The sequence below is a fragment of the Pseudanabaena sp. UWO311 genome (genome assembly GCF_006937785.1).
Taxonomy (GTDB): Bacteria; Cyanobacteriota; Cyanobacteriia; order Pseudanabaenales; family Pseudanabaenaceae; genus Pseudanabaena.
Window position 1 is genome coordinate 1 of the sequence record NZ_SJEE01000037.1, and the last position, 25,227, is coordinate 25,227.

Consider the following 25,227-nt stretch of genomic DNA (forward strand, 5'->3'; position numbering starts at 1 on the left):
CCATCCGAAATGGCTTTGCTGGCGCTCCTTGTCCTTCGCTAAATTGTTCTGCATATTCACTTTCAAATTGTTCCCACGGTACTAGTTCCGCTAATCTTACCCATCGATTTTCTCCTGACAATTTCCCGCCAAATGGTAAGTAGAAATTCTCGAATGATAGCTGTCCCATGGCAGATTGTCGGTACATGAAATTTTATTGGTGCAAGGGTTTTACTTGCTTTTCCTACTTTTCCTTGCATTTTATCAGTTTTCGATCTCCTTGGAAACCATTGCTTGTATGCTTTTCTTGCTTTTTCAGTAAGCCCTAATTAAGCAAAAACTATAAGTTTGTAAAAATTACGAGCGGAATGTGGGCTGTAACATAATCGTTTGCGCTGGTTAATTTGAGCGATCGCCAATCAATTGTAGCACTACAACTTTGTTGTGAGATTAGAGGCGATCACTAGATTTATCCTCCTTTTATCTATGGATACGCCAGTGTCTTAGAGCCAGTTACCTAGTAACACAAAAGGAGCCCAAAAATAAGGATGATTATATTTGCGATCTTTGAGTAAAGCCTGTTGTGCTGTTCTTAAAGAGGCGGCTCTAGTAACATTCGCAGAAGATAAACTTTGATAGAGTGCAATCATAAACTTTGAAGTAGCTGCATCATCAACTGACCATAGCGAAGCGATCGTACTTCTCGCGCCAGCCCTTACCGCCATTCCCGCTAAGCCTAGTGCAGCCCGTTTATCACCTACCGCAGTTTGACAAGCGCTCAAAATCAATAACTCCACAGGCTCAAGATTACTACGGTCAGTGGAGCGCAATAATTGATAGAGATTCTCAATCGTCAACTTACCATCGTAGGTAAGTAGATAGGTGTTTTCAGCTTCAGAACTGAAATTGCCATGAGTTGCAAGATGAATGATCGGAAAGGGAAGGGAGACAAGTGTTTGAGCGAGATTTTGTTTAGTAAAGTTAGCGTTAAGAAAAATAGAACTTAAGGGAACTTGGTTTTTGATTTCCTGTAACTCGCTTTTTACATTGGGTAGAGCCGAAAACCCTTGCCTTGACTCTGTCAAGCCTCCTATTAAAGCGGAAACTTTTTGTTTTGCGATCGGCTTCGGATCGATTAGCTGTAGGCTCGGCGTGAGAGCAATGTCGTAATTCTCGATTAGAAATTGCTTTCCATCATGTAAAACTGACATGGGAATATTTCTTAAAGAGCCATCTAAGACAAAGATAATGGTTTTGATTTGGCTTTGCGCGATCGCACTAGCCGCAGGGCGAATTAACCAATCATAAATGCGTAGAGCACTGGAGAGATAATCTTCAGAAGAGGCATCTTTAAGATTTACTCGCAAGTCGATCACCATATCGTCGATTTGGGCTGATGTGACTTTGCTAGCATAGTGACTGAGCGGTTGATTGGGTAAGCTGAGAATAACTTCTAAACGGTCTTCGAGAATAATCGGATAAATGACAGCAGCAGTTTTGTCTACTTGGCTAATATCAACTTGAGCAGCATTGAGACAATCGGAACGGAAGAAATTAACTAGTTCAGCAATTTGCAGCGATTCGATCGCCTCTTGAGCTTTGACTAGGTTTTTCTGCTTATCCCCTGCTTCGCCTTGGAGTAATAAGCTCACAAGTTGCCGATAGACAGGCTCAACGGTTTCTCGAAATGAAAACTGTACATTGGGGTTTACAAATACAAGATCACTGCGTAATTGCCGCAAACCATTGACAGCTTCTGTATAGGCGAGAATGGCATTTTTTGCATCCCCCTTTGCATTAAGCAGTCTACCTAGCTGCCATTGCCAACGATAAGCAATATCGGTCGCGTTGATGCTTTGAGCGATCGCTAAAGCCTGTTGAGTTAGATTTTGAGCTGATTCAATTTGCTTACTTTGTTCATAGGCATTTCCTAGAGCTCCAAGCGCATAGGAGAGAGTCCGACTATCGTTAATGGATTTAGCTTGTTGTGCGGAAATAGCTAATATTTTTGCCGCTTCAGCTAATAGATCATCAGCGACATTTTGACGGGTAACCTTAGCTAGTCGTAGTAAGCTCTCGCCATAATTGATTCGCGCAAAGATTTCCTCTCGACTGTTTTCTAACTTGGCTAACTCTAAAGCAATTTGCGATCGCATTTCTAGAGCCTCTGTCAAGTTCTCAGAAGAGCTATCAGCTTCAATTAGCAAACTAAATAAGTTCAATTGGGCTTGTAAATTTGTCAGTGACTGTCTTGCAACCTGTCCAGATTTTTTATAAAATTCGGCTGCATTTTCCGTTTTTCCTTCGAGCCTAGCCAGATTACCCATTCTTAATAGGACGATACTTTTTTGCTCTTTATTAGTTTGATCTTTATAAGAAAGGCGATTGAGAATTTCCAAACTTTTATCTAAAGGTTGATGTGCCAGTTTGAGATCTCCGACAGTGGTCAACATATCGCCGTAGTTATGAAGTGCGATCGCCGTCAGCAGCTCGTCAGATATTTTTGGCAATAATGATTGAATTGATTCTAAGGTTTTTAGCGATCGCCGATAAAAGCCTTGATTCTTGAGAGCTTGAGCTTGATTAAGAACATTGCGAATTTGAGGATCAAGATCGCCAAGTTTAGCGTGCAAAATGGCAGCTTCTTGCCAGACAATGACAGCATCCTCGATTTTCCCTAAACCTATATTCAAATTTCCTTGGGTATCTAGTGCTTGGGCGATCGCTCTTTGACTTGCGGGATTAACTTGCAGCGATCGCGAAATTTGTATGCTTTGGGCGCTCGTGCGATCGGCTTCTTGCCATTGTCCTAATTTTTGATGAGCTAGGGATAGATTGCTTAAAGTTATCGATAAATCCAAGGAATTATTTTGCTGTTGATAGATTTTTACAGCCTGCTCCCAAACTTTAATTGCTTCTTGCCATTGTCCTAATTGATAAAAAGACTTGCCGCGACTAAATAAAGTGTTTGATTGCTGAGAATTTGCTTGGACTATTTGAGAAACCTGCTGCGAAGTAATACTGGTTGCCAAGCTGGGTTGAACAAGTGCTGTCAGAAAAAACAACAGAAAAACTAAACCTAGATTTTTGATATAAGCTGAACGAAACTTTGCTTTTATCAGAAATCTAGTGATTTGCTTTTTTGTAAAACGTGATGGAAATCGTTTCATAGATTTATTGTCTCTACTGGTTAACGGCATTGTAGTTGTCTAGCCCAACTTGGCGCAGGTATTGCTTGAGGAATTTCAGCCACAAGAGAAACTTCGCCATAGGGATTAATTGTCCATCCTTGCGCCTCAACAATGCGATCGGGTAATGACTCATTAACTTGGTTAGATTGTATCTGCTTAGCCCAAGATGGAGTCGGCACAATATGGGAAGAGTCCCTTACCAATGCAACTTCACCATAAGGATTAACCGCTCTCGTAATCACCTCAGCAATCCGACCAGAATCATTCGTCACACCCAAATTCTCTTGGAACTTATTGCCACTAATCACATCAGCAGGACTGACAGGAATACCACCTCGACCAGAGATAATAAAGGCACTATCTTGGCGATCGGCTAAACATTTCTGAGCAACCAGTTTACTGGCATCACCAATATCAACAGGTAAATTAGTTAACCCTTTACTGGGATCAACCCCTGGAGTATTGATATTCACAGTTCCATTCACCCCAAATTGAGAACTAGCAGTAATATCACTCAACGATGTGAGGACAGGTCGAAATTCTAGACCAAAGATACCATTAGTAGTGAGATTGATATTGCCGCCATTACCAGTAAAGGCATTGGCAAAGATGTCACTATTTTCTTTAGGTAGAGCAACAATGAAACCAGCGGTAATATTTATATTTCCTCCGTTACCACCTGCAAGGGCTGTACCTGCGGTAGTACTGATCTGACTACCAGAGCGTAACAGCAAGATAGATGGAATGTTAAGGGTAATATTACCTCCATTAGCACTGGCTGTTTCGGCAGTAATTGAAGAACCATTGAGCAACGTTAGGAAGTTCGATATGAGAGTGATATTGCCACCAACACCAGCACCGAGACTACCAACAGCAATCTGCGCACCATCCCGAAGAGTAACAGATACAGGGTCAATAAAGATATCACCACCCCGTCCTGTGGAATTGGCTAAAGTATTCGCAAACAAGCCTGTTTTTGAGCCTGAGAGATTGAATTGATTCACTACCCTCACATCGATTGTGCCTGAGTCGCCAATACTAGATGTCGCAGTTTGGATCTGTGCGCCGTTGGAGATGGTAAAGTCATCGGCTCTCACGAAGATATCCCCTGCTTTACCTCTTCCAGATGTGGAAGCTGATACTAAAACTCCATCGCTGAGAGTAAGTTGTTTAGTTGTAAATGTGATATTTCCTGCTTTGCCTGCATTGTCCATCAGCCCTGTTGTTTCGACCGCGAGTTTTCCTTGTCCTGCGATCGCAATTGATTGGGGAGCAGTGACAAACAAGTCACCACCATTGCCAATGCTAGAAGTGGAAGCTGAGATTTGAGAATTAGGTGCTAAGGCAATGTTGAGATAGCCAAGATTGTTATAGGGATTGAGTCTTAAAGTTCCTGCGGGGGATATGCCTTGGGTTTCAGCAAATATGCCGACTGTGCCGAAAAGATTCATTTGGGAGGCATTGAGGGTAATACTACCGCCGCCGTCTAGATTGGTCGCAGTGGCGCTAGCAGTAGCAGTAATCCTTGCCCTATCTGTGAGGGTGAGGGTTGGTGTATTAATGATGATGCTCCCTGCTTTGCCTGCGCTATTAGTTTGGACTGAGAGGACTGGGAACGCATTAAGAATGCGTGTTAAATCAACTGATGTGGGAGCATTAATTGTAATATTGCCACCTGTTCCTGAGCCATTGGTTTCAGCTAATACTTTGGAATTGTCGTTAATTTTGACTATAGGAGCATTAATAGATATGTCTCCTGCTTTACCTTGAGCATTGGTTGTGGCAATGACATTACTATTGTTTTGGAAGGTTATCATCGTGGGGCTGGAGATGATGATGTTACCCGCAGGATCTTTACTTTGAGTGACGGTGTTGATCGTAGTTTGGTTAAAGGTGAGACTGCCTACTGAATTAGCGATCGCTACATCTCCCGATCTCCCACTTTTCCCAACTTCAAAGGTAATTCTTCCAGTAAAGGGAGCATCAAAACTTACATCCTGACTAGTACTAATCCGCACATTAGTAATAGCCAGATCTCCCAATCCATCAATTTTTACTGCACCTGCTTTTCCCGTAGAAGATTGAGTCAAGATTTCAAAATTACGGATTTGGTCTTTAGCTACTATTTCAATGTCACCACCAGATCCACTTTCTCCCAGTTCTGATATTGCGGTGGCAAGCAAGTAACGTGAAAAAGAACTATTTGTAACATGTGTGATGCTGCCATTGGATGCAGACAAAGAAATCTTTCCTGCATTTCCCACATTGCCATTAGTCGATTTGGTGAAGGAAAATAAGGATGATCTTGTAAGCGAGATATTACCGTTAGAGGTAAAGAAAGAAATTGCCCCTCCATTTCCCGCATTGCTAGTATCTGAGATCGAGTATGCAAATGATCCTGAGTTAAAGAGCGAGATATTACCGATAGAGGTATTAAAAGAAATCTTCCCCCCATTTCCTGCATTGCCAAACGATGATTGTGAGTCAGCTTGCGAGTATGAGCCTAGGGTGAGTGAAATATTACCGTTAGAAGTAACAAATGAGATTGCCCCAGCATTGCCTGCATTGCCAGAGTTAGATCTTGAATATGATGATGGGCTTGAACTTTCTAGTAAAATATTACCATTGGTGTTAGAGAAAGATATCGCACCACCATTTCCTGCATTGCCTGAGTCAGCTTGCGAGTATGAGGATATGGATATTGACCTATTGAGCGAAATATTACCATTGGTGTTAGAGAAGGATATCGCACCACCATTTCCTGCGTTGCCTGAGTTAGAGCTTGAATTTGATGACAACATAGAGTTATCAAGTGAGATATTACCGTTGGTGTTAGATAAAGAAATCGCACCTCCATTTCCAGAATTAGAAGAGGTCGAGTTAGTAGTCACCCCAGTAAGAGAGATATTACCATTAGAGTTAGTGAAAGAAATTGCTCCTCCATCTCCCCCATTGCTAGAGGTCGAATCAGAGCGTAAAATCAATCCAGAGAGTAGGATATTACCATTAGAGTTGGTGAAAGAAATCGATCCCCCATTATGACCGTCTGTGAACATCCCCGATCTAGTGAGCGAGATATTTCCGTCGGAGTTAGTGAAAGAGATTACTCCCCCATTTCCCGCATTACCTGAATTTGACTGCGAGATCGCTAATGATGTCGAATTATCAAGAGTAATATTGCCATTTGAGTTAAAGAAAGAAATTGCACCTCCGTTTCCCGCATCACCTGACCTAGACTGCGAGTTCGCAATCGATGTCGAATTATTAAATGTAATATTGCCGTTGGAGGATGAAAAAGAGATTGCACCAGCATTACTTGCTTTACCAGAGCCAACCTCAACAAGCGATTGAGTAATTGTTGTTGAATTAATTAGTGAGATATTACCATTGGTCGTAGCGAAGAAAACAACACCTCCATTCCCTGCGTTGCCTATTGTTGATCTTGAATATGAAGAAGGGTTGGAGTTGTTAAGCGATATGTTGCCGTTAGTAGCTGTTAAGGAGATCGCGCCTCCGTTGCCAGCATTGTCATAGATTGATTGTGCGTAAGATTTTAAATTAGAGTTAGTAAGGGAGATATTCCCGTTAGATGTGGATAAGGCGATCGCACCACCGACTTTAGTGCTGTTGCCGATGACTGAGGACGAGAATGAAGATAAGAATGAGTTAGTTAATGAGATATCACCATTTAAAGCGTAAAGGGAAATAGCTCCTCCATTTCCCGTATTGGAGTTGACAGATGAGTATGAATCCACGTTTGAGTTAGTTAGCGAAATATTGCCGTTAGAAGTAGAGAGATAGATAGCTCCACTATTTCCAGCATTAGCAAAAACCGAAGCGGACGATCGCAAAGTGGCATTATCAATTTCAATATCTCCCCGCCCATCCACACGAATATCACCACCATTTACCCCAGCCAAATTAGTACTAGTATCAATACCTATGGCTGAGATTATCCCCGTTAAGGTGTTCGGCAGAAATTGGTTAGTCAACAACACCAATCCATTGGGCTGTGATACCCGAATATTGCCATTTATCGTAATATTTGCATTACTAGGAGTCGCCGCATAAGTTGGGGCTGTATTTGGTAGCGCAAAAGTTCCCAGAACCTGACTAGTTGACAACCCTCCCAACTGTGCCCAATCTACTCCTGCCCGTACATCCAAAGTCGCCTGCTGACTACCATCAATTGTTATAGAAGGTACACCTAAAGCGCCCCCATAAGTTGCAAGATCTGCATAAGTATTCGTAGCATTAAATAGCGTTGTATTATTCGGATTAATTGTAGTCGCAACATTGCCAGTACTATCAATCGTGACATTACCAAGCGTAACACTTCCCCCTGCTAAAATATGTAGTGACGATCCTGTGTAGTCTCCTAAGGACACGTCACCATTTGCCAAAATCACTGGGTCGTTAGGACTAATTAAATTACCTAAACTTCCATTTAGCTTCTCGATCTTTAAGTTCTTACCTGCATAAAAATGAGTATCGCCAATCACTGGATTTTGCGATCGCAACAGCATATTTCCACCCGACCAAAAACCACTATTGCGATGGTTTAAAGTAAAGATATCGACCGATTGATTACCATGAATTAGTAAATCGCGCCCAGCAACAGCCAAAAAAGGAGTAGTAGAAGTATCACGAATCTTTACCACATCCTGAGCTTGAAGCGTTAAATCTCGCTGCGATCGCAAAGTCCCCTGTAAATCCAACTTATCGGCATTTAGAACTAAGTCCTGCCCTGCCGAGAGATTACTCAGATTACTAATCGTTGCTCCTGCGTTGCTATTGCCATACTGCAAACCTAGAGGAACATTTACATTCAATAAAGGCGGTGCTTGGGGATTAGTCGCACTAAATTCGCTACCGTCAGAAAATTTAATGCTATTGGCTGTACTAGCGCTAAATGAGCCAGCAATATCGAGCTTGGCATTTGCTCCAAAAATAATTCCATTAGGATTAACTAAATATAAATTCGTTGTTCCATTGGTTCTCAAGATCCCGTCAATATTAGAGACATTTGAGCCAGTTACCCGCCCGATCGCATTAACTATAGTTGGTGCAGTATCAAAATGCGCAGTATTACCAGTCGGCACTGAAAAATCTTGAAAGCTATGAAACTGATTTGCTCCAACCTGAGTACCACCTGTGATCGTGTAGGTCTTATTTGCGCTGTTGAAATTAACTGATGTGTTGACTGGGAGGGTATTGTCAGGCGCGATCGCATTTTGAGCAAAAATCGCTTGGGCGAAAAGATTAAAGCTCATCATTGAAAAAGCTGAAGCGATCGTCATGACTTTAAGCTTGTCTTTGCTCACGCTTTCTCTCCTACAATACGGTTGTTTTGGCTTTTGTTTTTGGGAGTATAACATTGGAGAATAATTAAAAAAGCCGCAAAATTACTAATATTGATTAATGACATTTTAATTATCTAGCCCAAGTTGGTGCAGGTGTTACTTGTGCTTAAGAATATAAGTTGAACGCAGAAATCAAAAACAACAAGTCCATCGTCAAATTCTTGACGATGGACTTGTTGAGAATAATTTGAACAACCTAATGATAGAGTCAAAAGCGAGACTAAGAAAACAATAAAGGACAGACAAGTGAATAGCCTGAGTATAAAGAGGTAACTTTACATAACTAAACTTGTGCTGGTTTATTGCAAGAGAATCAAGAATTGAGAACCTAGATTAGATATCACCCTTATTCTTTAGTTATCATTGATGTAAAGGATTATTGCCAGAAATACCAGCGCCTTGGTATAAAGGATTGCTCTGTACCATTACAACACCTCCTGTTCCGGCTGCTCCTACAGGCGCTGCAATGGGAGGATTACCACCAAAAAATGCGAGAAGCATAGAAATAATAAGCATTAGTTTAACCTCAAAAATAAGTGATATTTATTGTAAATTACAACAATACAAAAAAAGTAGTTTTAATTACATTTTCTATTCAGTTATGTCTCACTCAATAATTGAAATATCACTTGATTTCACGATAATTAAGCTGCTAAACCGCTAGCTAAGATAAGAAGTGTAACGCCTAGCAATCTTTTTAGCACAAGAAATGTGCAAGAATATTCTAATGTTGACAAAAAGTTGATTTTCATGTCAGCGCATAGTTCCATAACATCGCTGATATCGGATTATTTGCTAGAGATAGATAAGCATTTTGATTGAGATAATTAATTCTGTCTAATTTCTGAGTGCATTACGGAAGATATTTGCTGCTTCTAATCGTGAGTTTTGCGCCATTAAGACACAGCGAGTTAATAACTCTATGTCTAAGCCTGTAAGCTCTGGAATTTCACTATGGGAAATAGACTCATAGTTGCGATCGCGTAAATGATAGAGACTAAATACGCCATCTTGCCAAAAACACACCTCAGGAATCTCCAAAGCTTGATAACGTTGTAGTTTTTTTTGGCTGCCGCTAGTAAATACTACTTCAAATACTAAATCAGGAGTAGGCTTTGATGTACCAAAACAATATGACTCGTCTGGTTCAACAGAAACCTCGCCTTCACGCTGTTGAGTCATAGAACCTGTTGGCTCAAATTCGATATCGGTTTCTAAACAAAACAGTTCAATTAGAAAACCTATAATTGTTTTATAGAATTAGTGGGCGTATCCTAGCATGAGAATTTCGATTGTATCTTGGTAATAAAAAAGCCTGACTCTATTTGACTCGGCTAAACCTGCTTGGATTAGCTTAAACTGCTCCCAAGTAATACCCGAATACACTAGACGTTGATCTTTATCTTTCTCTTGTTTGCTAAAGATCTCTGTGCTAATTGGGGTTTGAGTCATAGTGACACCTTTATAACTCTCACTAACATGACATTACTATATCTTAAAACCCAGAAAAATTTTTGAAAGCGTCACTTAGCGACGCTTTCAAAAATTTTTCTAAAATAGGCTCTACACTTAGAAACCTGTGAAATTGAGGTTGAAATACAGACCATTTTCTTGGGCTGTATTTCGACTATTTGGCACAGAAATTAAAGGGATACCATAATCGAGCCGAAGATCTAAAGTATTGCCAACTCGCCAACGTAAGCCCAAGCCAGTACCTAACAATGTATTAGAACTAGAGTTTGCTTCTCCAGAACTTGTCCATACGGCAGCCGCATCAACGAATGGGACAAGCTGCAATAGTCCTTCCCATTCAGGAACACGCAAGATCGGTAATCGCAACTCTGCGGATAGATTTATCCCATTATCTCCTAGCAACACATCCTGACGATAGCCGCGTAGGGTATCTTGTCCTCCAAACCCAATTTGCTCTGAAGGTAGCAAAGCGCGATCGCCAAATTGTAGATCGCCTCGTAGTAACAGAAAAGTATCAGGTGCTAGTAGATTTACATACTGCGACTGTCCACGCCATGAAACAAAGCGGCTATCAGGAAAGCTAGTATTTATATTAGAACCTAATACACCACCTAGTCCTAGACTAAACTGCGATCGCAAGGAGAGCACCGACTGACTAGAGCGCTGTGTGAATTCTTGAAAAGCTCGTAAAACCGCAATCTTAGTCACTCCATTATCATCGGCTCCTGCGGACAATGGAAAGGGAATTTTTAACAAACTAGTTAGACTTTCGCGATAGGAAGCTGTGAAGCCTAGCGCCAATTCTTGACTAGGAGTTTGCTCAATTGGCTGCCGAAAAGTAAAGTCATAGGATGTGGAATTCGCATAGATATCCAATATATTAAAAGGTTTTTCTAGAACGTTGCTATTGCCATTGTTAAACGCAAATGCGATCGTGCCATTGTAAGGATTAATAGGCAATGTATAACTGAGATCATAGGAATTACTGCCATCAGTGTTGCTATATCCCACACTTAGGGTATCGCCCAATCCAGTTAAATTGGCTTCGCTAACTTGGACTTTGCGACGCAACGAACCAACACTAGGAGCACGGTTATTATCTAGCGATAGTTGCGCGTTCAAAGACTTTGCTTCTCGAATCCGCACTTCGAGAATATTTTGCCCAGCTCGCGTTCCTGCGGATAGCTCAGCGGATACACTCGCAATTAAGGGATTGATTTGGAGGACTTGTAAGGCTTGAATCAAGCGATCGCGGTTAAGTGGTGCGCCTGTAGCAATATTCATCCGCGATCGCACATAGTCTGGACTTAAACGCTCAACCCCAGTAATTTTTATTTCTTCCAGCCCACCTTCAATTACTTGGATTTTGACTACACCATTCTGCAAATCTTGGGTAGGAATAAATGCTCCAGAAGTAATATATCCTCTATTTACGTACAAATCTGTAATCAGCGATCGGGCTTTTAACAGTTCTGAAAAAGTGATTGGGCGTTTCGTAAAGGGAAGTAGCACTTGATCTAGTTCTACTTGAGAAAATGCTGTACTACCTAAAACCTCAAACTTATTAACCGTGATCGTTCCAGTTACAGGTGTTTCGTTTTGAGGAGCGCGAGGCTCACGTGATGGATTTAATAATTCATCAGGAGAAGGTAGTGGTTTTGGCGTTTGGACAGGAGGCTGTGTCGAAGGCGATCGCAACGATGGCGTAATAATTTGTGGTGTTAGGGTATTAGCTCTTGTTTGCGCCAATATTGGCAAAGTAAACCCAATATAGCTAGTCAAGCCAAAGCTTAAATTGACAATTAGCCCCGCGATTTTTAATCGTCCATAACTCTCCGACATAAACACATGTACCTACATAACTGCAATATTGATTTGCTGGACTGTAATTTACTCGGATTATGTCATTTGAGCAAGTATAAACCCAAGATAAAGAATAGCGGCGCAAAGCGCCGCTATTCTTTATCTTGGGTTTTATAGCCTTAGCCACTTTTATCAAGACAAATCAAAACCCAAATAGTGAGAGGCTGTGCTTCGCGCAGCCTCTCACTATTTGGGTTTTATGTCCTAACAAGAATGGCGACAGCTATATAAAGACGAGAGGCGGCGCGAAGCGCCACCTCTCATTTTTGGAGCTATGTTTGGCGAGTCATCAAATTAGTAAGACTTGCTAAAGCCTTGAAACCGCGTTTCATTTTTTGCTTACGCTGAATCTTACGAAGAATACTGACCACAGCCTCTAAGTCATGTTTATCGTCTGGAGGTTTCTTGGTACGAAGATGTTTGAAGGGGAGAATGACCCCAAAATGAACGGCAGCATTGCAAAAAGCATTGAGCATGGCTCGCTCAGGTGCATGAACGCCAATCGTAGAAGATCCTACTTGAATTAAACAGCCTTTATCACTACCTGTTGCCTCACGAGTAATATCACCAATAGTTAGGAAACAACGCATGGTGATGTAGTCCGATACTGCTACAGGTGAAGAAAAGCTAACCTGCCAATTTCCTTTGAGTGCATCTAGGCGCGAACAAAGCATTTGCCAAACAGCAAAGAACTCAGAAGAAGAGTTATCGCCAACAATATTTTCAGATATACCAAATGAACGAGCCTTGGAGGCAGATAAGGATAGGATCGGTGCAGAAGCGTCAGGAAGGCGATTCATAGACAAGACCAAAAACTCTTTGATTAATGTACGATAATCAAAGCCAAATGTCATCCCCCATTTATAGGCAAAATATTGGTTTAAACTACTTAAACAATATTTTTACTAGTTTTTGCTGCCTCTACATCTCTATAGCTTGTATTTTCACTAGAGGGCATGAATTACGTTTGTGACTACTCCCCAAATATGTAGCTCCACATTTTCGCCTATTTCAATGGGCTGAAAATTCGGATTTTCAGGCATTAGCCATAATTTGTTCCGATGTTTACGCAGACGTTTCACGGTTAACTCTCCATCGACTACGGCGATGACTACCTTGCCACTGATGGCTTCAAGGGAGCGATCGACTACAAGTAAGTCACGGGGATGGATACCCGCATCTTGCATTGATTCTCCGACTACGCGAACCAAAAAGGTGGAGTCAGGATGTTTCACAAGATGGCGATTGAGATCTATTTTGCCTTCTATATAATCCTCGGTTGGGGCAGGAAGTCCTGCGGCAACGGGATTGAGATAGAGTGGCACTCGACATTTTGTAAAGTTGTCTGTTTTAAAAATAGATGAGACAAGGGTTGCTGGTTCTACCTGTTGCGGATCTCTAGCGAGTGCTTCTAAAATTTCATCAGCAAGGCTAATTGGTAACCGCACAGCCTTTGTTGTTTCGTTGTATTTGCCAGTACCAGCAGGACGACCTGCTCCCTGACGTTTCCCACCACGCGGCATAGTATTCTCCAAAGGTTATTTACATGTGTACTGCGATCGCTACAGTTGCACGAATATTGTACGCTAATCATATGATTTAATCGCCTATATGTCATATGTAAATTAATTGTTGCTTGGGATCGCAAATTAAATAACTTGCAATACTCAAAACCCAATATTGATCAGGCGTGCAAAGCCCGCCTGATCAATATTGGGTTTTATTTAATTTGCGATCCTTAAACATCTAAATCCATTGATGAAGTATTAGTATATTTTTAAGTTCTTTTTCTAGTTCTCTGAAAGCCGATAAATTTCTTAATGGCTCAAAATCATCAATCTCCTCGGCTATTCTTACGCAATAGTTTGAAGGAATATTAACTTTTTTCCCACGTCTGCTTGGAAAACTTGCATTAATCAGACTCTCTTCAAGTCTTCTTTTAGGATCAACTATTTTTTCGATTTCAGAAATCTTTGGCAAACTTAAATCTTTTATACCACTAGGATTTCCTATCACTTTCCGAATAGCATCTTCATTAAAAAGAAGCCAAGATTCAATCATCTTGATGGGAATAACACAAACTATTGGAGGTAGCAACTTTCTTTTGACAAGTTTTTCTGCTTTGCGAATTTCCTTTGTGCGGGTTTTAATTGGGGTTTCATCGGATTCAGCATCTCGATGGATGAACAAAATGTCACATGGGAACAAATCTAACGCGATCGCAATTTTATCTTGCAATTTCTTGGGAGGAGTTCGCAAATTCCCTAAAATTGGCAATTGAGGTTCAGGTGTATTAACTCCTAAATTTATTAAAAGCCAAGTCAGGATTGGTATTAAAGCGTCATCTGTACGTCCATCGGCAATAAGTGTAAATTTAAAATCTTTCATGACTCTAGGATAGCCTCCATAAATCCAGTGATATATGGCTGTATATCTGGTCTGTCTACCACCCTAGATCTCTTCTTAGGCTTAATTTTCGAGCTTCCATTACTATAGCTGTCTATCTCTTCATTAGAAGCTACTGGATTGAGATAACCAAGCAATCTACCTTTTGCGACAATATTTGTCGTCTCATCTTGAGTCCGCCAAGTGCCATCTAAACAACTAAATCTAACCCCTTTATATCGTTTGCGATTATTAACTATCTCTTTTAACTCTGCAATAACAAGACTATCATCTGGAACTTGCAATACAACCGCAGGAGAATGAGTGTTAATGATGACTTGACGCAAAGGATTGTCGATGTCAACTGGCTCATTAACGTCTGTAGCAATACTCTGTAGAAGCTTTAAGATTGCAGGTATACGCTCAGGATGAATGCCATTTTCAGGCTCTTCTAAACAGAGTAAACCTTGAGTTTCATGATCGAGGTTTAGTACAGCTAATGCCAGAAACCTCAAAGTTCCGTCACTCAAAGCTCTAGCAGGATGGAAAGTGCCATCACGACCTTGAACCATTAAAGTCAAAAGCTGACGTTTTTCATCGCGATCAATACTTACACTTTTAACATCATTAATCAATTCAGCAAGCGTATTTGCAACTTGAGAATAAACTTGCTCTCCCGTATCATCGATAGATTCTTGGCTTAAGTTTTCCTGATCGTTAAACATAGCAAGTCGATATAGGGTAGCAGGTAGATGAGAGCCATCCATACCAAGTACTGAGTCAGACATAAACGCATCTGGTTTTCTTAAGGAAGCGGGTTCAAGTTGCAAAATGCGCCAAGACTGCATTTCTCTTTTTGCTAATAGTACGGTTGGACTCTCGACTGCATTTGACTCTGAGAGAGCAGTTCTTGGCAATGTTTTTGCTAAAAACCTCCTTGTTTTGCCAACAGCACCTCCTCCCCCTCTTCCGCTACTACCACTATCTTGATGAACTCTAATTTTTCTATTGTTATTATCATTCTCCTCCTGTTCCGTAGAGATATACTCTCCGCGAGATCGACGAATAAATAAAGAATCAATCCATTCTTCCGTATGTTGAAAAAGAAGATTTTCCGCAAGTTCTAATTTGTTGATTCGTATAAGTTCTTCTTTTATTATTTCCAATGTCCCTAAAGGTTTGAGGAAGTTCTGTTCAGGACGATAAGCAATGATCAAAGTATAACGAAGAAACGTGCTACTAGCCTTCGCTTCCTGTCCTAAATCATCTATACCATGACTAGATATAATCATTTCAGCTTCAAAGCTCATTTCTGTATCATAGTCATCTCCTACTCGATGAAAGAGGCTGCGTACATCAGTAGATCTTCCGCCTTCATCTCGGATTGAGCGAGCGGCTTCGATTAAAGATCGATCGCTTAGAGCACTTAAGAACTGAATAGCATCAAAAAGATTGGACTTCCCTACTCCATTAGCTCCCGCAATACAAGTAAATGGAGAAAAACGGATATCCACATCCATTAGATTTTTAAAGCCAGATACTTTTAAACGTGTAAGCATAATATCTTCCTAAATCTCATTAATCAATTGTAGCAACGCATCAGTCGTCACCTTGCCGCTCATATCCGTACCTTCCAGCAAGCTATCCGCCAGATCGCGCTTATGAGTATGCAGATCAACAATCTTCTCCTCGATCGTACCCTTAGCCACAAGGCGATAAATCGTCACAGGGCGCTTTTGACCGATGCGATGGGCGCGATCGCTAGCTTGATCTTCCACCGCAGGATTCCACCAAGGATCCATATGAATTACATAATCGGCAGCCGTGAGATTTAGCCCCGTACCGCCAGCTTTGAGGCTAATGAGGAAGACATCACCTTCACCTGCTTGGAAAGCTTCTACGCGCTTTTTGCGATCTTTTGCAGGAGTACTACCATCGAGATATTGATAGCTGATCTTTTGAGAATCTAGATAATCGCGAATGATATGTAGATGATCGACAAATTGGCTGAATACTAGCGCCTTGTGCTTATTATCCAGCAATTCACTGACCACTTCACCGAAAAGCTGAAGCTTAGAACTTGGTAGAGGAATATCGGGTCTGACCAGCTTGGTATTGCAACAGGCGCGACGCAATTTCATGATTTCCGCGAGAACTTGAAGATGCTTCTGTCCAGCATTTGCCTCAGTACTGGTTAATTTTGCAACTGCCTCACGACGGAGGGCTTCGTAAAAGGCGAGTTCCTCTTTAGTAAGTTCCACTTGTAGCGTTACTTCAGTGCGCGATGGGAGCTCTTGTAGTACTTGATTTTTAGTGCGGCGGAGAATGAAAGGCTGGATTAACTTTTTGAGTTGATTGCGGGCTTCTCTGTCCTGCGATCGCTCGATCGGGTTAGCATAGTTCGTATTGAAATTATCAAGGGAACCAAGTAGCCCTGGGTTAATAAACCGAAATAGATTCCAAAGTTCACCGAGATGGTTCTCGATTGGTGTGCCAGTGGTGATTAGTTTGAAACCGCTTTGGAGATTCATCGCTGCTTGCGATCGCTTAGTTGCTGTGTTTTTAATTGCTTGCGCCTCATCCAGCACGACCGTTTGCCATTCGACTTTAGCCAGCATTTCCCCAACTTCTTCTTGTTGGAGCAACCCGTAGCTGCAAATCACCATATCAAAGGGCTGGAGATTGTCTAATACCTTTTGGCGATCGCCTGTACCAAACACAATCACATTTAAGGTTGGCGCAAATTTGGCGGCTTCACCGATCCAGTTCATACAAACAGAAGTTGGCGCGACAATCATCGTTGGACCTTGCGGAGCGCGAGTGAGGATCAAGGCAAGAGATTGCAAGGTTTTACCTAAGCCCATGTCATCGGCTAAGCAAGCGCCAACACCCCAATGCGCCAGCCTTGCTAACCAAGCAAATCCATCGATTTGGTAATCTCGTAAATCTGCTAATAATGTCGATGGTAACTGCGGTTCAAAGTTCCGCATCTCCTTGATTCTTTTGACATGGGCTTTCCAATGCTTATCGGATTTAAGATCATCGATTTCATCCACAAAATCTTCTAACGCTAATGCGGCTAGAGGATGGAATCTTGTGCCTTTGCCATGTTTCTCAGATAGACGACGGAACTCATCGAGTCGATTGCGAAACTGCTGAGTTAAAGCAATAAATTGACCATCACCAAGGGGAATAAAACGGCTAGGGGTTTTATCTAGTAGCTCCAATAGGTGCTGCATATCTAGCACTTTGTCATCGCCCAAGCGTAATTCGCCTTCAGCCGAGAACCAATCACGGCTTTGATTGATCGACATCCTGAAATCACCAAAGCCAGCCCGATGACTAATTTTCATCTTCTCGCCTTCTGGCCATTCCAAGACAATGCGATCGCCTAATGCTTGCAGTTCCAGTAATAATTCCAAACAGAATTCAGGATCGTCAATTGTCCATTCACTCTCATGCTCTTCAAAATTTTCTAATGTCAGACAAGCTGCGATCGCTTCATTGGCAAGTTTTTTCTCTTCTTTTAAATTACGAGTTGCTTGCAAGCGCTTCCCATCGATTTCAGCTAGTACTGTTGCGCCACCTGCCCCTGGACGATAGTATGCCCCTGCATTAGCAAAGGGACGCGCTAATATAGCCACCTTCAATCCATTCCCCGCAGGCAAAATATGGACATGGGGCTTGCTATCCGATGGCACTTCCTCAGCGTCACTGACACCACCACCAATATCGGAATGCACAGTCACAATCGAAGAGATCCCATGAATTGCCGCAAGTACTTTATCTTTAGCAGCTACAGGAATTTCGAGGCGGTTTTTTCTGCCAATAATTTCGGTGATGCGGCGATGGGATTCATTCACCTGTGTCACTTTTAGGCGCGTGGGGCTTTCCTTGGTGACAACAAAATTTTGCCCATCCTTTAATTGTGGCGAAAATTCTAAAATTAGGCGATCGCCTTTTCCTGCCTTGACTAATAACTCTGGTTCACCCTTGGCAATATCGACACGAGTAGTTGGTGAATCTTCCCAAAATACTAAGGGATGCCCAACTAAGGCACAGATGGTATCTTCGTCAAATTCATATTGGCTCTGTCCATAATATCCGTGATAGGAATAGACCTGCACATGGGAACATACAGCAATATCCTGCAGAGTCATATAAGGGAACTCATGCACAGACTCTTTTAGCCGTTTCACTGCGATATTCCGCCCTGCACTCCATACGCCCTTAGCGTTGATTTTCTGTTCTCTCGGCTGGATCGTACATAAGCCCTTATTAAAGGTAATAAACCATACCAAACGCTGCGGTGAAGTATTGGCTGATTTTGTTTGTTCCTGTGGCGACTTGCTGAGATTCAGTAAAGCATTTAGGCTCAGTTCCCAAGTCTCTTGAGGACGAATCAAGTTGACAATAGTGGGGATTTGGTTCCCTTGTCGCAACTTTTGAGCATGTTTCTGATGAATAGAATTAGTTGCCAGTTCTCCAAGTAATTCTGCTGTTTCCATTGACAGCCAGTGATATCCAGCATTAACTGATTGCTTCAGCAATGGCTCAAGAATTTTTGGCAATTCAATTCTTGCTTTTTCAGGATTTACCCAATAGAGACAAAGTGCACTAAAGAATGCCTCTAAACAATGACTTTCGGTGTGATTATGGATATATTCACTGCTGAGCAAATCCTTCTGTGGGATATCGCCCAATTGGAACTTTAAAACCTTTTGCAATCTGCTATAGGAAACTTGTAACCAATGATTTGTCTGTTTTACCATAATTGCAGCATAGCCTTCAGCTTCCCGCATACTTTCGGCAGTACCTTCTTGAATTAATGCGAGTACAAAAAACAGCCCAGGTTCTCCACTGAAATAGATTTGACGTTTGCCTGTGGCTTTTCTAATCGTCTTCAGAGCTTGTCGAAACTGAGCAATCGCTAATTCGTGATCGCCCTTCAGGAAGTTTAGCCATGCTAACAGAGCATTTCCCGCTTCTTTGTAATCAACGGACAAGCGATCATAAGCTGCTTGAGTAGTCTCTAAATCCCCCCGTAAAAGTCCCTGTTCCATTAAGACTAAGAGCAAAGTATCGGCAAAGTTATACTCTCCCTCTTCTTCAATCTGAGATGGAACACTTTTCTGAATATTCTTAAGTATTAACGCCCAAGCTTCATCGGTCTGTTTTAGCTTGAGCATTCCATTATTCAAAATAGTAGCCAAAGCAATTTCATAAAATTCTGGCTTTAGCGTCTCGAACCACTCAGAATCAAAGGGATTATTACAGACCTGATACAAAATCATGTCTAGCGTGATTCTCTGTTGAGGATATCCATATCGATAAAAGTCTTCAAATTGCTTCGTGACAAATTTCATGTCTTGGCGATAAATGCCGATCCTAACTTCGCGAATAAACTGTGATTCACTACGAAAACTGCGCGAATCAACTCGACCGTATGATGGCACAGGAATTTGCAATTCGATCGCATTGACAATCTTCTCAAAATCCCCTGATTGCACAGCGTTACGTACAGCAATATCCATTAGATAGATATTGCATTGCATCCCTTGAGAGCGGTCTTGCGTAAGTAAATCTAATTTTAAAAAGCGATCAACATATCCCTTTAAACTAATGCCAGTAAAATGCTTGTTTTCTTTGTCTTTAAGTCCAATCTGAAGCAAACAATCAAAATATACGCTGCGATTGATTGGCTCATAGGCGATCGCAAATACTTGGATCATCTGTTGTTCTAATGCTGACAACTTACGGTAAATCCCTGTCAGAGGTTCATAGAGTTTAGCAGAATCAACTTGGAGAGCAGGCATATTTGAAGTTGGTGTTATGGGAATTGTTTCTACAGAAATTGTGAAACATTAATTGTAGCAAAGATCTTAGGTTTCACAATACAGCGATTGTAACAACAGATATTTTAGTTAATCCTAGTGGCAGTTTAATGCGTACAATACTAGATCTAGTATTAAACCAAGCATTACAAGATTTCGACTCATGGAAGATAAGTTGATGTTGATGATTCCAGGTCCAACACCTGTGCCTGAACAGGCGCTGTTGGCTCTGGCAAAAGCGCCCATCGGACACCGTAGCGGTGATTTTAGCAAGGTCATGGCAGATGTGACCGCCAAGCTCAAGTGGCTACACCAAACCACTAATGATGTGTTAATTCTCACCGTCAGCGGTACGGGGGCGATGGAGGCAGGCATCATTAATTTCCTAAGCAAAGGCGATCGCGTCCTTGTTGGTGATAATGGCAAGTTTGGCGAGCGCTGGGTCGAAGTCTGTCAAGCCTATGGTGTAAATGCCGAAGTAATTAAGGCTGAATGGGGTAAAGCCCTCGATCCTGAAGATTTTCGCGCTAAGTTAGAAGCGGATACAAATAAAGAGATTAAAGCGGTAATCATTACCCATAGCGAGACATCAACAGGTGTTCTCAACGATCTTGTCGCAATTAATCGCTATGTCAAAGCCCATGAGAAGGCTTTGATTATTGTTGATGCTGTCACCAGCTTGGGTGCGATGAATGTTCCTATTGATGAATTAGGCTTAGATGTTGTTGGTTCAGGTTCTCAAAAAGGCTATATGATCCCTCCTGGCTTAGGATTTGTAGCAGTCAGCCCTAAAGCATGGGAGACATATAAAACTGCAAATCTGCCTAGGTTCTATCTCGATTTGGGCAAGGCTCGTAAAGATGCTGCCAAAAATTCTACCCCTTTCACGACTTCAGTGAATATGGTAATGGCTTTGCAAGCTTCGCTAGAAATCATGCAACGTGAAGGGTTAGAGAATATCTTTTCTCGTCACTTGCGTCATCGTGAAGCAACTCGTGCCGCAGTCAAGGCTCTTAATCTGGGCTTGTTGGCTCCTGATGATGCAGCGAGTGCTTCGATTACCTCAGTAGTTCCACCTGAAGGTTTGGATGCGGAAAAAATTCGTGCCACGATCAAGAAGAAATTCGATATTGTCATGGCTGGTGGTCAAGATCATCTCAATGGCAAGATCTTCCGTATTGGACATCTTGGCTTTGTCGGCGATCGCGATATTCTCACCGCAATTGCCGCACTCGAAGCATCCATCTCGGCTCTGGGCTACACCAATTTCACTTACGGTGCTGGCGTAAAAGCTGCGATCGAAGTTTTAAACGGCTAATTTCTATAACATCCATAAAAGCAGGAATAATTTGCGAATTATTCCTGCTTTTATGTTTAAAATAAGTTCAGATCATGAAAAGTAAGTCAAGTAATCATGAATTTTTCGACAAGAAATTTATTGTTAGTAGTTCTTGGCACAATAGTTGGGATTATCATTAGTTCTGTTATAAGCTTTCTTTCAGGACTTACAGTCTTGACTATAGCTTTTTACGGCATAACAATTTTTGCCATACTTGGTCTATTGGAAATCTCTAGACGATTGCTCTTGGGGGTAGAAAAAAATCAAGGAAAAGAGCCTAAAAAACTAGAAACCAAGGAAAAAGTTAATAAGCTAGAGACTCGCAAAAGTGCTGAACAATTAGTAAATGATCCACACATAGAAATTAAATCAGAATTAAAAAGGCTAAAACGTCAGACCAGACTTCATAACAAGAAAAACAATCTATAAACACAAGTTTTTTCTGTTTTTTATCCTGCATTACTGTTGCTTATGGATTGATTGAAGTATAGGCATTTGGACATTTATAGCCTTCATCTTGATTTTGAGGCGCGGGTGGGATCTGTTTAGTAGGAATATTGCTTTCACATAGAAGTAACTTTGTGACTTTTTGATTAGTATCATCACTAGCGATCGCATAGACAATTCCCGTATAAGCTTTCAATCCGTCCTTTAAAGGAACTGCGCTATGCTGCGCCAGATTTCCTAAGTTAGTAACTTTGTAACTATAGAACTCTGAATTAAGGGATATTCGTATTGCTTTTAATTGATTGATATCGGTCGTGAATTGTCCTTGCGATTGGAATACTTGCTGCTGCGATCGCATAATTACGCGAATGGATGACTTACTCTCTGCTTCTCGAATTAAGGCTGAGGTTGCAATCAAATCAGGCGATCGCAAGATTTTGACATCACTAGCAATGCTTGTACTATCCGAAACTTTAGTTAATCGCTGCGGCTGAGCATCTAAAACTCTGGGACGAGCTTGTTCAGGAACTGCATTGGCGATTTTCAACTTGCCATCATTGTCGATTTCATAAATAGTTTTCGTGGTGAGATCGCCAAAAATAAGATCGAGCTGCGGCGGGTTTTTGATGGGATTAACTTTAAATTTGCCTGCGATCGCTGTTTTACCTAATGCCAAATCATTAGACAAAATATAAACATCACCATCAACATCATTTTGCGTTGCAAAAATTGCTGTGCCAGTTTTGACTCCATCTTGATTTTTGAATTCCCAAGTTCCCGCTAGTTTGTAATTGGTTGAGTTTTTAGCGCGATCGCCTGTATTATTACAACCGATCAATCCTATCGTGATACAGGGAATTGCGATCGCTTGACAAAATATTCTCAGCACAACAGTTTTGACATTTCTTTGGAAAATTATTCTTCGCATATTTACACCTGTCTAAACTATGCCTTTGCTAAGTAAAACTCAATAAAAATATTTAAGAATCACAATTAGAATAGAAGCGATCGCTGAGCAGATCAAAATAAGCTCAAATTTCTGAAAATGCTTACCTTTAATTGGTCTTAGATAACTAGATGGGAATATTGATTCATCTTCCTCATCAAACACCTGAACTTCGTATAGTCCCAAGGCTTTTTCAACACGCACCGAAATTCCCATTGTTTTGATATATCCTCTCCTAATATCGATTAAAATCAGTAAATTCCCAATTCCAAACATCACAATAATACAAATAAATAGAATTGTTTCGGGAAGTGACGGCTTTACTGAACGTTGTACAATCCAACCAATAAACACTGTAAAAAGAGTAATCGCAGTACTAACGATGCTGAAAACTCTAGCTCTCATTTCTCTTAGGCTTTCTTGAGCTGTACCACGTACTGCTAATAAGATTGACGTTTTTTCATTACTCATACAACAATTCTAAGTAAATAAGCGTAATTCAGAAGTTGGAGAATTCAGAAATAAATCTGCTCTTTGCAAGACGGATGCTGATATCTTAATCTGCTTGAGAGCTACCAAACCCTCATCTACAAATGATTTACATAGAGCTGCGTTATTACCTTTATTAAAAGTCGTCTCATAAAAAACTTCGCGAATACCCGCAGACACCACTAGCTTTAAGCAAGAAATACATGGTTCTAAAGTCACATAAATACTCGCGCCATCGGTGGAAATTCCATGTTTAGCTGCTTGCGCGATCGCATTGGCTTCCGCATGAACTGCCCTTGAGGGAAAATCTTTATTCACAGTGCAATCCTTCATATCTGGATAGCAATAACCTTGTGTAGTGCAATGTACTGAGCCTGAGGGTGAGCCATTGTAGCCTGTGGCAAGTACCTGCTTATCTTTAACAATCACTGCACCTACTGGGAAAGCTAGACAGGTTGATCGCATAGCAGCAAGCTTGGTTAGCAGCATAAAGTATTCATCCCATGTGGGGCGCTGCTGAAATGTGGCATTTTCGATCAATTCGGGCATAGGTAATAAAGAACTATTTGACTTTAGTTATAGCGCAAAGCGCTGTAGCTAAAATCAAAGCTGAGAATTCTGTCGAATTAAGGCTCTTCAGTTCTGGAGCTTTTTTTCTAATTTCTGACTAGCTTGAGACAGCGAGAAGCAGAACATCCAATAAATTGAAGCTACAAATAGATAAACTTCAGCGTAGCGACCAATAAACTCTGGCTGTGATAAGACAGTGCGGGAAACACCCATCAAATCCACTAGACCAACGATCGCAACTAGAGACGTATCTTTAAATAATCCAATGAATTGACCAACAATCGCAGGGATCGAAGCTTTGAGAGCTTGAGGTAAAACAATTAAAGTGATCGTTAAGGGGATATTTAATCCCAAGGCTCTGGCAGCTTCTGCTTGTCCTTTAGGAATTGACTGTAAGCCTCCACGCACATTTTCAGCAAGATAAGCGGCACTGAAAAAGACAAAAGCTGCGATCGCCCTCAAAACGCGATCTATTTCTAAACCTGCGGGTAAAAACAGAGGCAGCATGACTTGAGCCATAAATAGAATGCCAATAAGTGGCAATCCTCTTACAACTTCAATATAGAAGACACAAAACCATTTGATGAGGGGCAATGTACTCTGTCTTCCTAAAGCAAGCAAAACTCCTAATGGAAAAGAAAATATAATCCCTGAAATTGCCACAATCAGAGTCAAAACTAGTCCATTCCAAGCATTGACATCAACCGCAGTTAGTCCCAGACTCCCACCAATTAACCATATAGAAATTGGTAAAGATAAAAACCAAGCGATCGCCAAAATTGTAGAACTTGCTTCTAAGCGTTTAGATTGTTGACCAATCACGAAACCAATGGCGATCGCTGCACTAATCGCTAAAGTCAGAATTTTCGATATGCCATCCACTGGCAGCAGGATTGCAAGAGCTATAGATAATGAACTAATACCAATCGCTACCGTGCGACTAAATCTTCCCCATAGTCCCCATGAGATGCCTGAGAGACTTCCTGCGATCGCTAAAACTCCCCACAATCGCCAAAATTCTTCGACAGGATAAAGTCCAACTAAAAACAGTCGCAAATTACTACTCACCACCGACCATTGAGCTTGAGTCGTTGCCCAAAGCCAGACATTACTGACAAGCTGATAAAGCAAATATAGACAAGCAACTGTTAGTAAGCTATTAAACCAACTACTAAATAGATTTTTTTTTGCCCATTGCCATGGACTTTGCGAGCTTAGTGACGGAAGTGCAACTGGATTTTGCGTCATACGGGGGGCATCTATAAAAGAGCTTGAAAAACTTAAGGACGAAATGATCTACATATCGTCCTTAGATTATGCCCTTTTATCACAAAAAAGAAGTATTACA

15 protein-coding genes and 2 pseudogenes are annotated in these 25,227 nt (G+C 41.3%); 2 read left to right on the forward strand and 15 right to left on the reverse strand.

Annotated features, from left to right (window positions below; all coding sequences use genetic code 11):
• The 11 genes and pseudogenes from PseudUWO311_RS20625 to PseudUWO311_RS20670 all read right to left on the reverse strand — a co-directional run.
• Window positions 1-187 (reverse strand): annotated as a pseudogene (locus PseudUWO311_RS20625) (IS5 family transposase); the annotation flags it as partial.
• A 295-nt stretch (window positions 188-482) separates the two neighbouring features.
• Window positions 483-3,149, reverse strand: coding sequence for a CHAT domain-containing protein (locus PseudUWO311_RS20630; RefSeq protein ID WP_190303592.1), 2,667 nt, complete (start codon window positions 3,147-3,149; stop codon window positions 483-485).
• Window positions 3,150-3,169: 20 nt separating this feature from the next.
• Window positions 3,170-8,494 (reverse strand): beta strand repeat-containing protein, encoded by a 5,325-nt coding sequence (locus PseudUWO311_RS20635; protein ID WP_190303593.1) that lies wholly within the window; start codon window positions 8,492-8,494, stop codon window positions 3,170-3,172.
• Between the two features lie 399 nt (window positions 8,495-8,893).
• A complete protein-coding gene (locus PseudUWO311_RS24195) occupies window positions 8,894-9,034 on the reverse strand; it encodes a hypothetical protein (protein WP_190303594.1) in 141 nt (46 codons plus the stop codon).
• 336 nt (window positions 9,035-9,370) lie between these two features.
• Window positions 9,371-9,985: pseudogene (locus PseudUWO311_RS24970) on the reverse strand (Uma2 family endonuclease).
• Between the two features lie 117 nt (window positions 9,986-10,102).
• Window positions 10,103-11,848, reverse strand: a complete 1,746-nt coding sequence (locus PseudUWO311_RS20645; protein ID WP_142657123.1) for a ShlB/FhaC/HecB family hemolysin secretion/activation protein — start codon at window positions 11,846-11,848, stop codon at window positions 10,103-10,105.
• Window positions 11,849-12,141: 293 nt separating this feature from the next.
• Complete coding sequence (locus PseudUWO311_RS20650; protein WP_142657124.1) at window positions 12,142-12,723, reverse strand: hypothetical protein; 582 nt, start codon at window positions 12,721-12,723, stop codon at window positions 12,142-12,144.
• A gap of 93 nt (window positions 12,724-12,816) precedes the next feature.
• A complete protein-coding gene (locus tag PseudUWO311_RS20655; RefSeq protein ID WP_142657125.1) occupies window positions 12,817-13,392 on the reverse strand; it encodes a LexA family protein in 576 nt (191 codons plus the stop codon).
• 223 nt (window positions 13,393-13,615) lie between these two features.
• Window positions 13,616-14,257, reverse strand: a complete 642-nt coding sequence (locus PseudUWO311_RS20660; RefSeq protein ID WP_142657126.1) for a hypothetical protein — start codon at window positions 14,255-14,257, stop codon at window positions 13,616-13,618.
• Window positions 14,254-15,813, reverse strand: coding sequence for an AAA family ATPase (locus tag PseudUWO311_RS20665; protein WP_142657127.1), 1,560 nt, complete (start codon window positions 15,811-15,813; stop codon window positions 14,254-14,256). The genes PseudUWO311_RS20660 and PseudUWO311_RS20665 overlap by 4 nt, the downstream gene beginning before the upstream one ends.
• A gap of 9 nt (window positions 15,814-15,822) precedes the next feature.
• Complete coding sequence (locus PseudUWO311_RS20670; RefSeq protein ID WP_142657128.1) at window positions 15,823-20,070, reverse strand: DEAD/DEAH box helicase; 4,248 nt, start codon at window positions 20,068-20,070, stop codon at window positions 15,823-15,825.
• Window positions 20,071-20,251: 181 nt separating this feature from the next.
• On the opposite strand from PseudUWO311_RS20670, the gene PseudUWO311_RS20675 reads away from it, so the two are divergent.
• Together PseudUWO311_RS20675 and PseudUWO311_RS20680 are read left to right on the forward strand one after the other, a co-directional pair.
• Complete coding sequence (locus PseudUWO311_RS20675; RefSeq protein WP_142657129.1) at window positions 20,252-21,406, forward strand: pyridoxal-phosphate-dependent aminotransferase family protein; 1,155 nt, start codon at window positions 20,252-20,254, stop codon at window positions 21,404-21,406.
• 96 nt (window positions 21,407-21,502) lie between these two features.
• Entirely contained in the window at window positions 21,503-21,856 is a 354-nt protein-coding gene (locus PseudUWO311_RS20680) for a hypothetical protein (protein ID WP_142657130.1), read from the forward strand.
• Window positions 21,857-21,896: 40 nt separating this feature from the next.
• Here PseudUWO311_RS20680 and PseudUWO311_RS20685 read toward each other — a convergent pair whose 3' ends face one another.
• The 4 genes from PseudUWO311_RS20685 to PseudUWO311_RS20700 all read right to left on the reverse strand — a co-directional run bounded on the left by PseudUWO311_RS20685 (window position 21,897) and on the right by PseudUWO311_RS20700 (window position 25,127).
• Complete coding sequence (locus PseudUWO311_RS20685) at window positions 21,897-22,802, reverse strand: type IV pilin-like G/H family protein (RefSeq protein ID WP_142657131.1); 906 nt, start codon at window positions 22,800-22,802, stop codon at window positions 21,897-21,899.
• Between the two features lie 39 nt (window positions 22,803-22,841).
• Window positions 22,842-23,291: a hypothetical protein gene (locus PseudUWO311_RS20690; protein WP_142657132.1), complete on the reverse strand. Its 450-nt coding sequence runs from the start codon at window positions 23,289-23,291 to the stop codon at window positions 22,842-22,844.
• A 9-nt stretch (window positions 23,292-23,300) separates the two neighbouring features.
• Entirely contained in the window at window positions 23,301-23,858 is a 558-nt protein-coding gene (locus tag PseudUWO311_RS20695) for a deoxycytidylate deaminase (protein WP_142657133.1), read from the reverse strand.
• An 87-nt stretch (window positions 23,859-23,945) separates the two neighbouring features.
• Window positions 23,946-25,127, reverse strand: a complete 1,182-nt coding sequence (locus tag PseudUWO311_RS20700; RefSeq protein WP_142657134.1) for an amino acid ABC transporter permease — start codon at window positions 25,125-25,127, stop codon at window positions 23,946-23,948.
• Between the last annotated feature and the right edge of the window lie 100 nt (window positions 25,128-25,227).

Bases quoted from the DNA above. Each gene is read 5' to 3' on its own strand.
- PseudUWO311_RS20630 (WP_190303592.1), bottom strand. From the start codon at position 3,149: ATGAAACGATTTCCATCACGTTTTACAAAAAAGCAAATCACTAGATTT.
- PseudUWO311_RS24195 (WP_190303594.1), bottom strand. From the start codon at position 9,034: ATGCTTCTCGCATTTTTTGGTGGTAATCCTCCCATTGCAGCGCCTGTA.
- PseudUWO311_RS20645 (WP_142657123.1), bottom strand. From the start codon at position 11,848: ATGTCGGAGAGTTATGGACGATTAAAAATCGCGGGGCTAATTGTCAAT.
- PseudUWO311_RS20650 (WP_142657124.1), bottom strand. From the start codon at position 12,723: ATGACATTTGGCTTTGATTATCGTACATTAATCAAAGAGTTTTTGGTC.
- PseudUWO311_RS20655 (WP_142657125.1), bottom strand. From the start codon at position 13,392: ATGCCGCGTGGTGGGAAACGTCAGGGAGCAGGTCGTCCTGCTGGTACT.
- PseudUWO311_RS20660 (WP_142657126.1), bottom strand. From the start codon at position 14,257: ATGAAAGATTTTAAATTTACACTTATTGCCGATGGACGTACAGATGAC.
- PseudUWO311_RS20665 (WP_142657127.1), bottom strand. From the start codon at position 15,813: ATGCTTACACGTTTAAAAGTATCTGGCTTTAAAAATCTAATGGATGTG.
- PseudUWO311_RS20670 (WP_142657128.1), bottom strand. From the start codon at position 20,070: ATGCCTGCTCTCCAAGTTGATTCTGCTAAACTCTATGAACCTCTGACA.
- PseudUWO311_RS20675 (WP_142657129.1), top strand. From the start codon at position 20,252: ATGGAAGATAAGTTGATGTTGATGATTCCAGGTCCAACACCTGTGCCT.
- PseudUWO311_RS20680 (WP_142657130.1), top strand. From the start codon at position 21,503: ATGAATTTTTCGACAAGAAATTTATTGTTAGTAGTTCTTGGCACAATA.
- PseudUWO311_RS20685 (WP_142657131.1), bottom strand. From the start codon at position 22,802: ATGCGAAGAATAATTTTCCAAAGAAATGTCAAAACTGTTGTGCTGAGA.
- PseudUWO311_RS20690 (WP_142657132.1), bottom strand. From the start codon at position 23,291: ATGAGTAATGAAAAAACGTCAATCTTATTAGCAGTACGTGGTACAGCT.
- PseudUWO311_RS20695 (WP_142657133.1), bottom strand. From the start codon at position 23,858: ATGCCCGAATTGATCGAAAATGCCACATTTCAGCAGCGCCCCACATGG.
- PseudUWO311_RS20700 (WP_142657134.1), bottom strand. From the start codon at position 25,127: ATGACGCAAAATCCAGTTGCACTTCCGTCACTAAGCTCGCAAAGTCCA.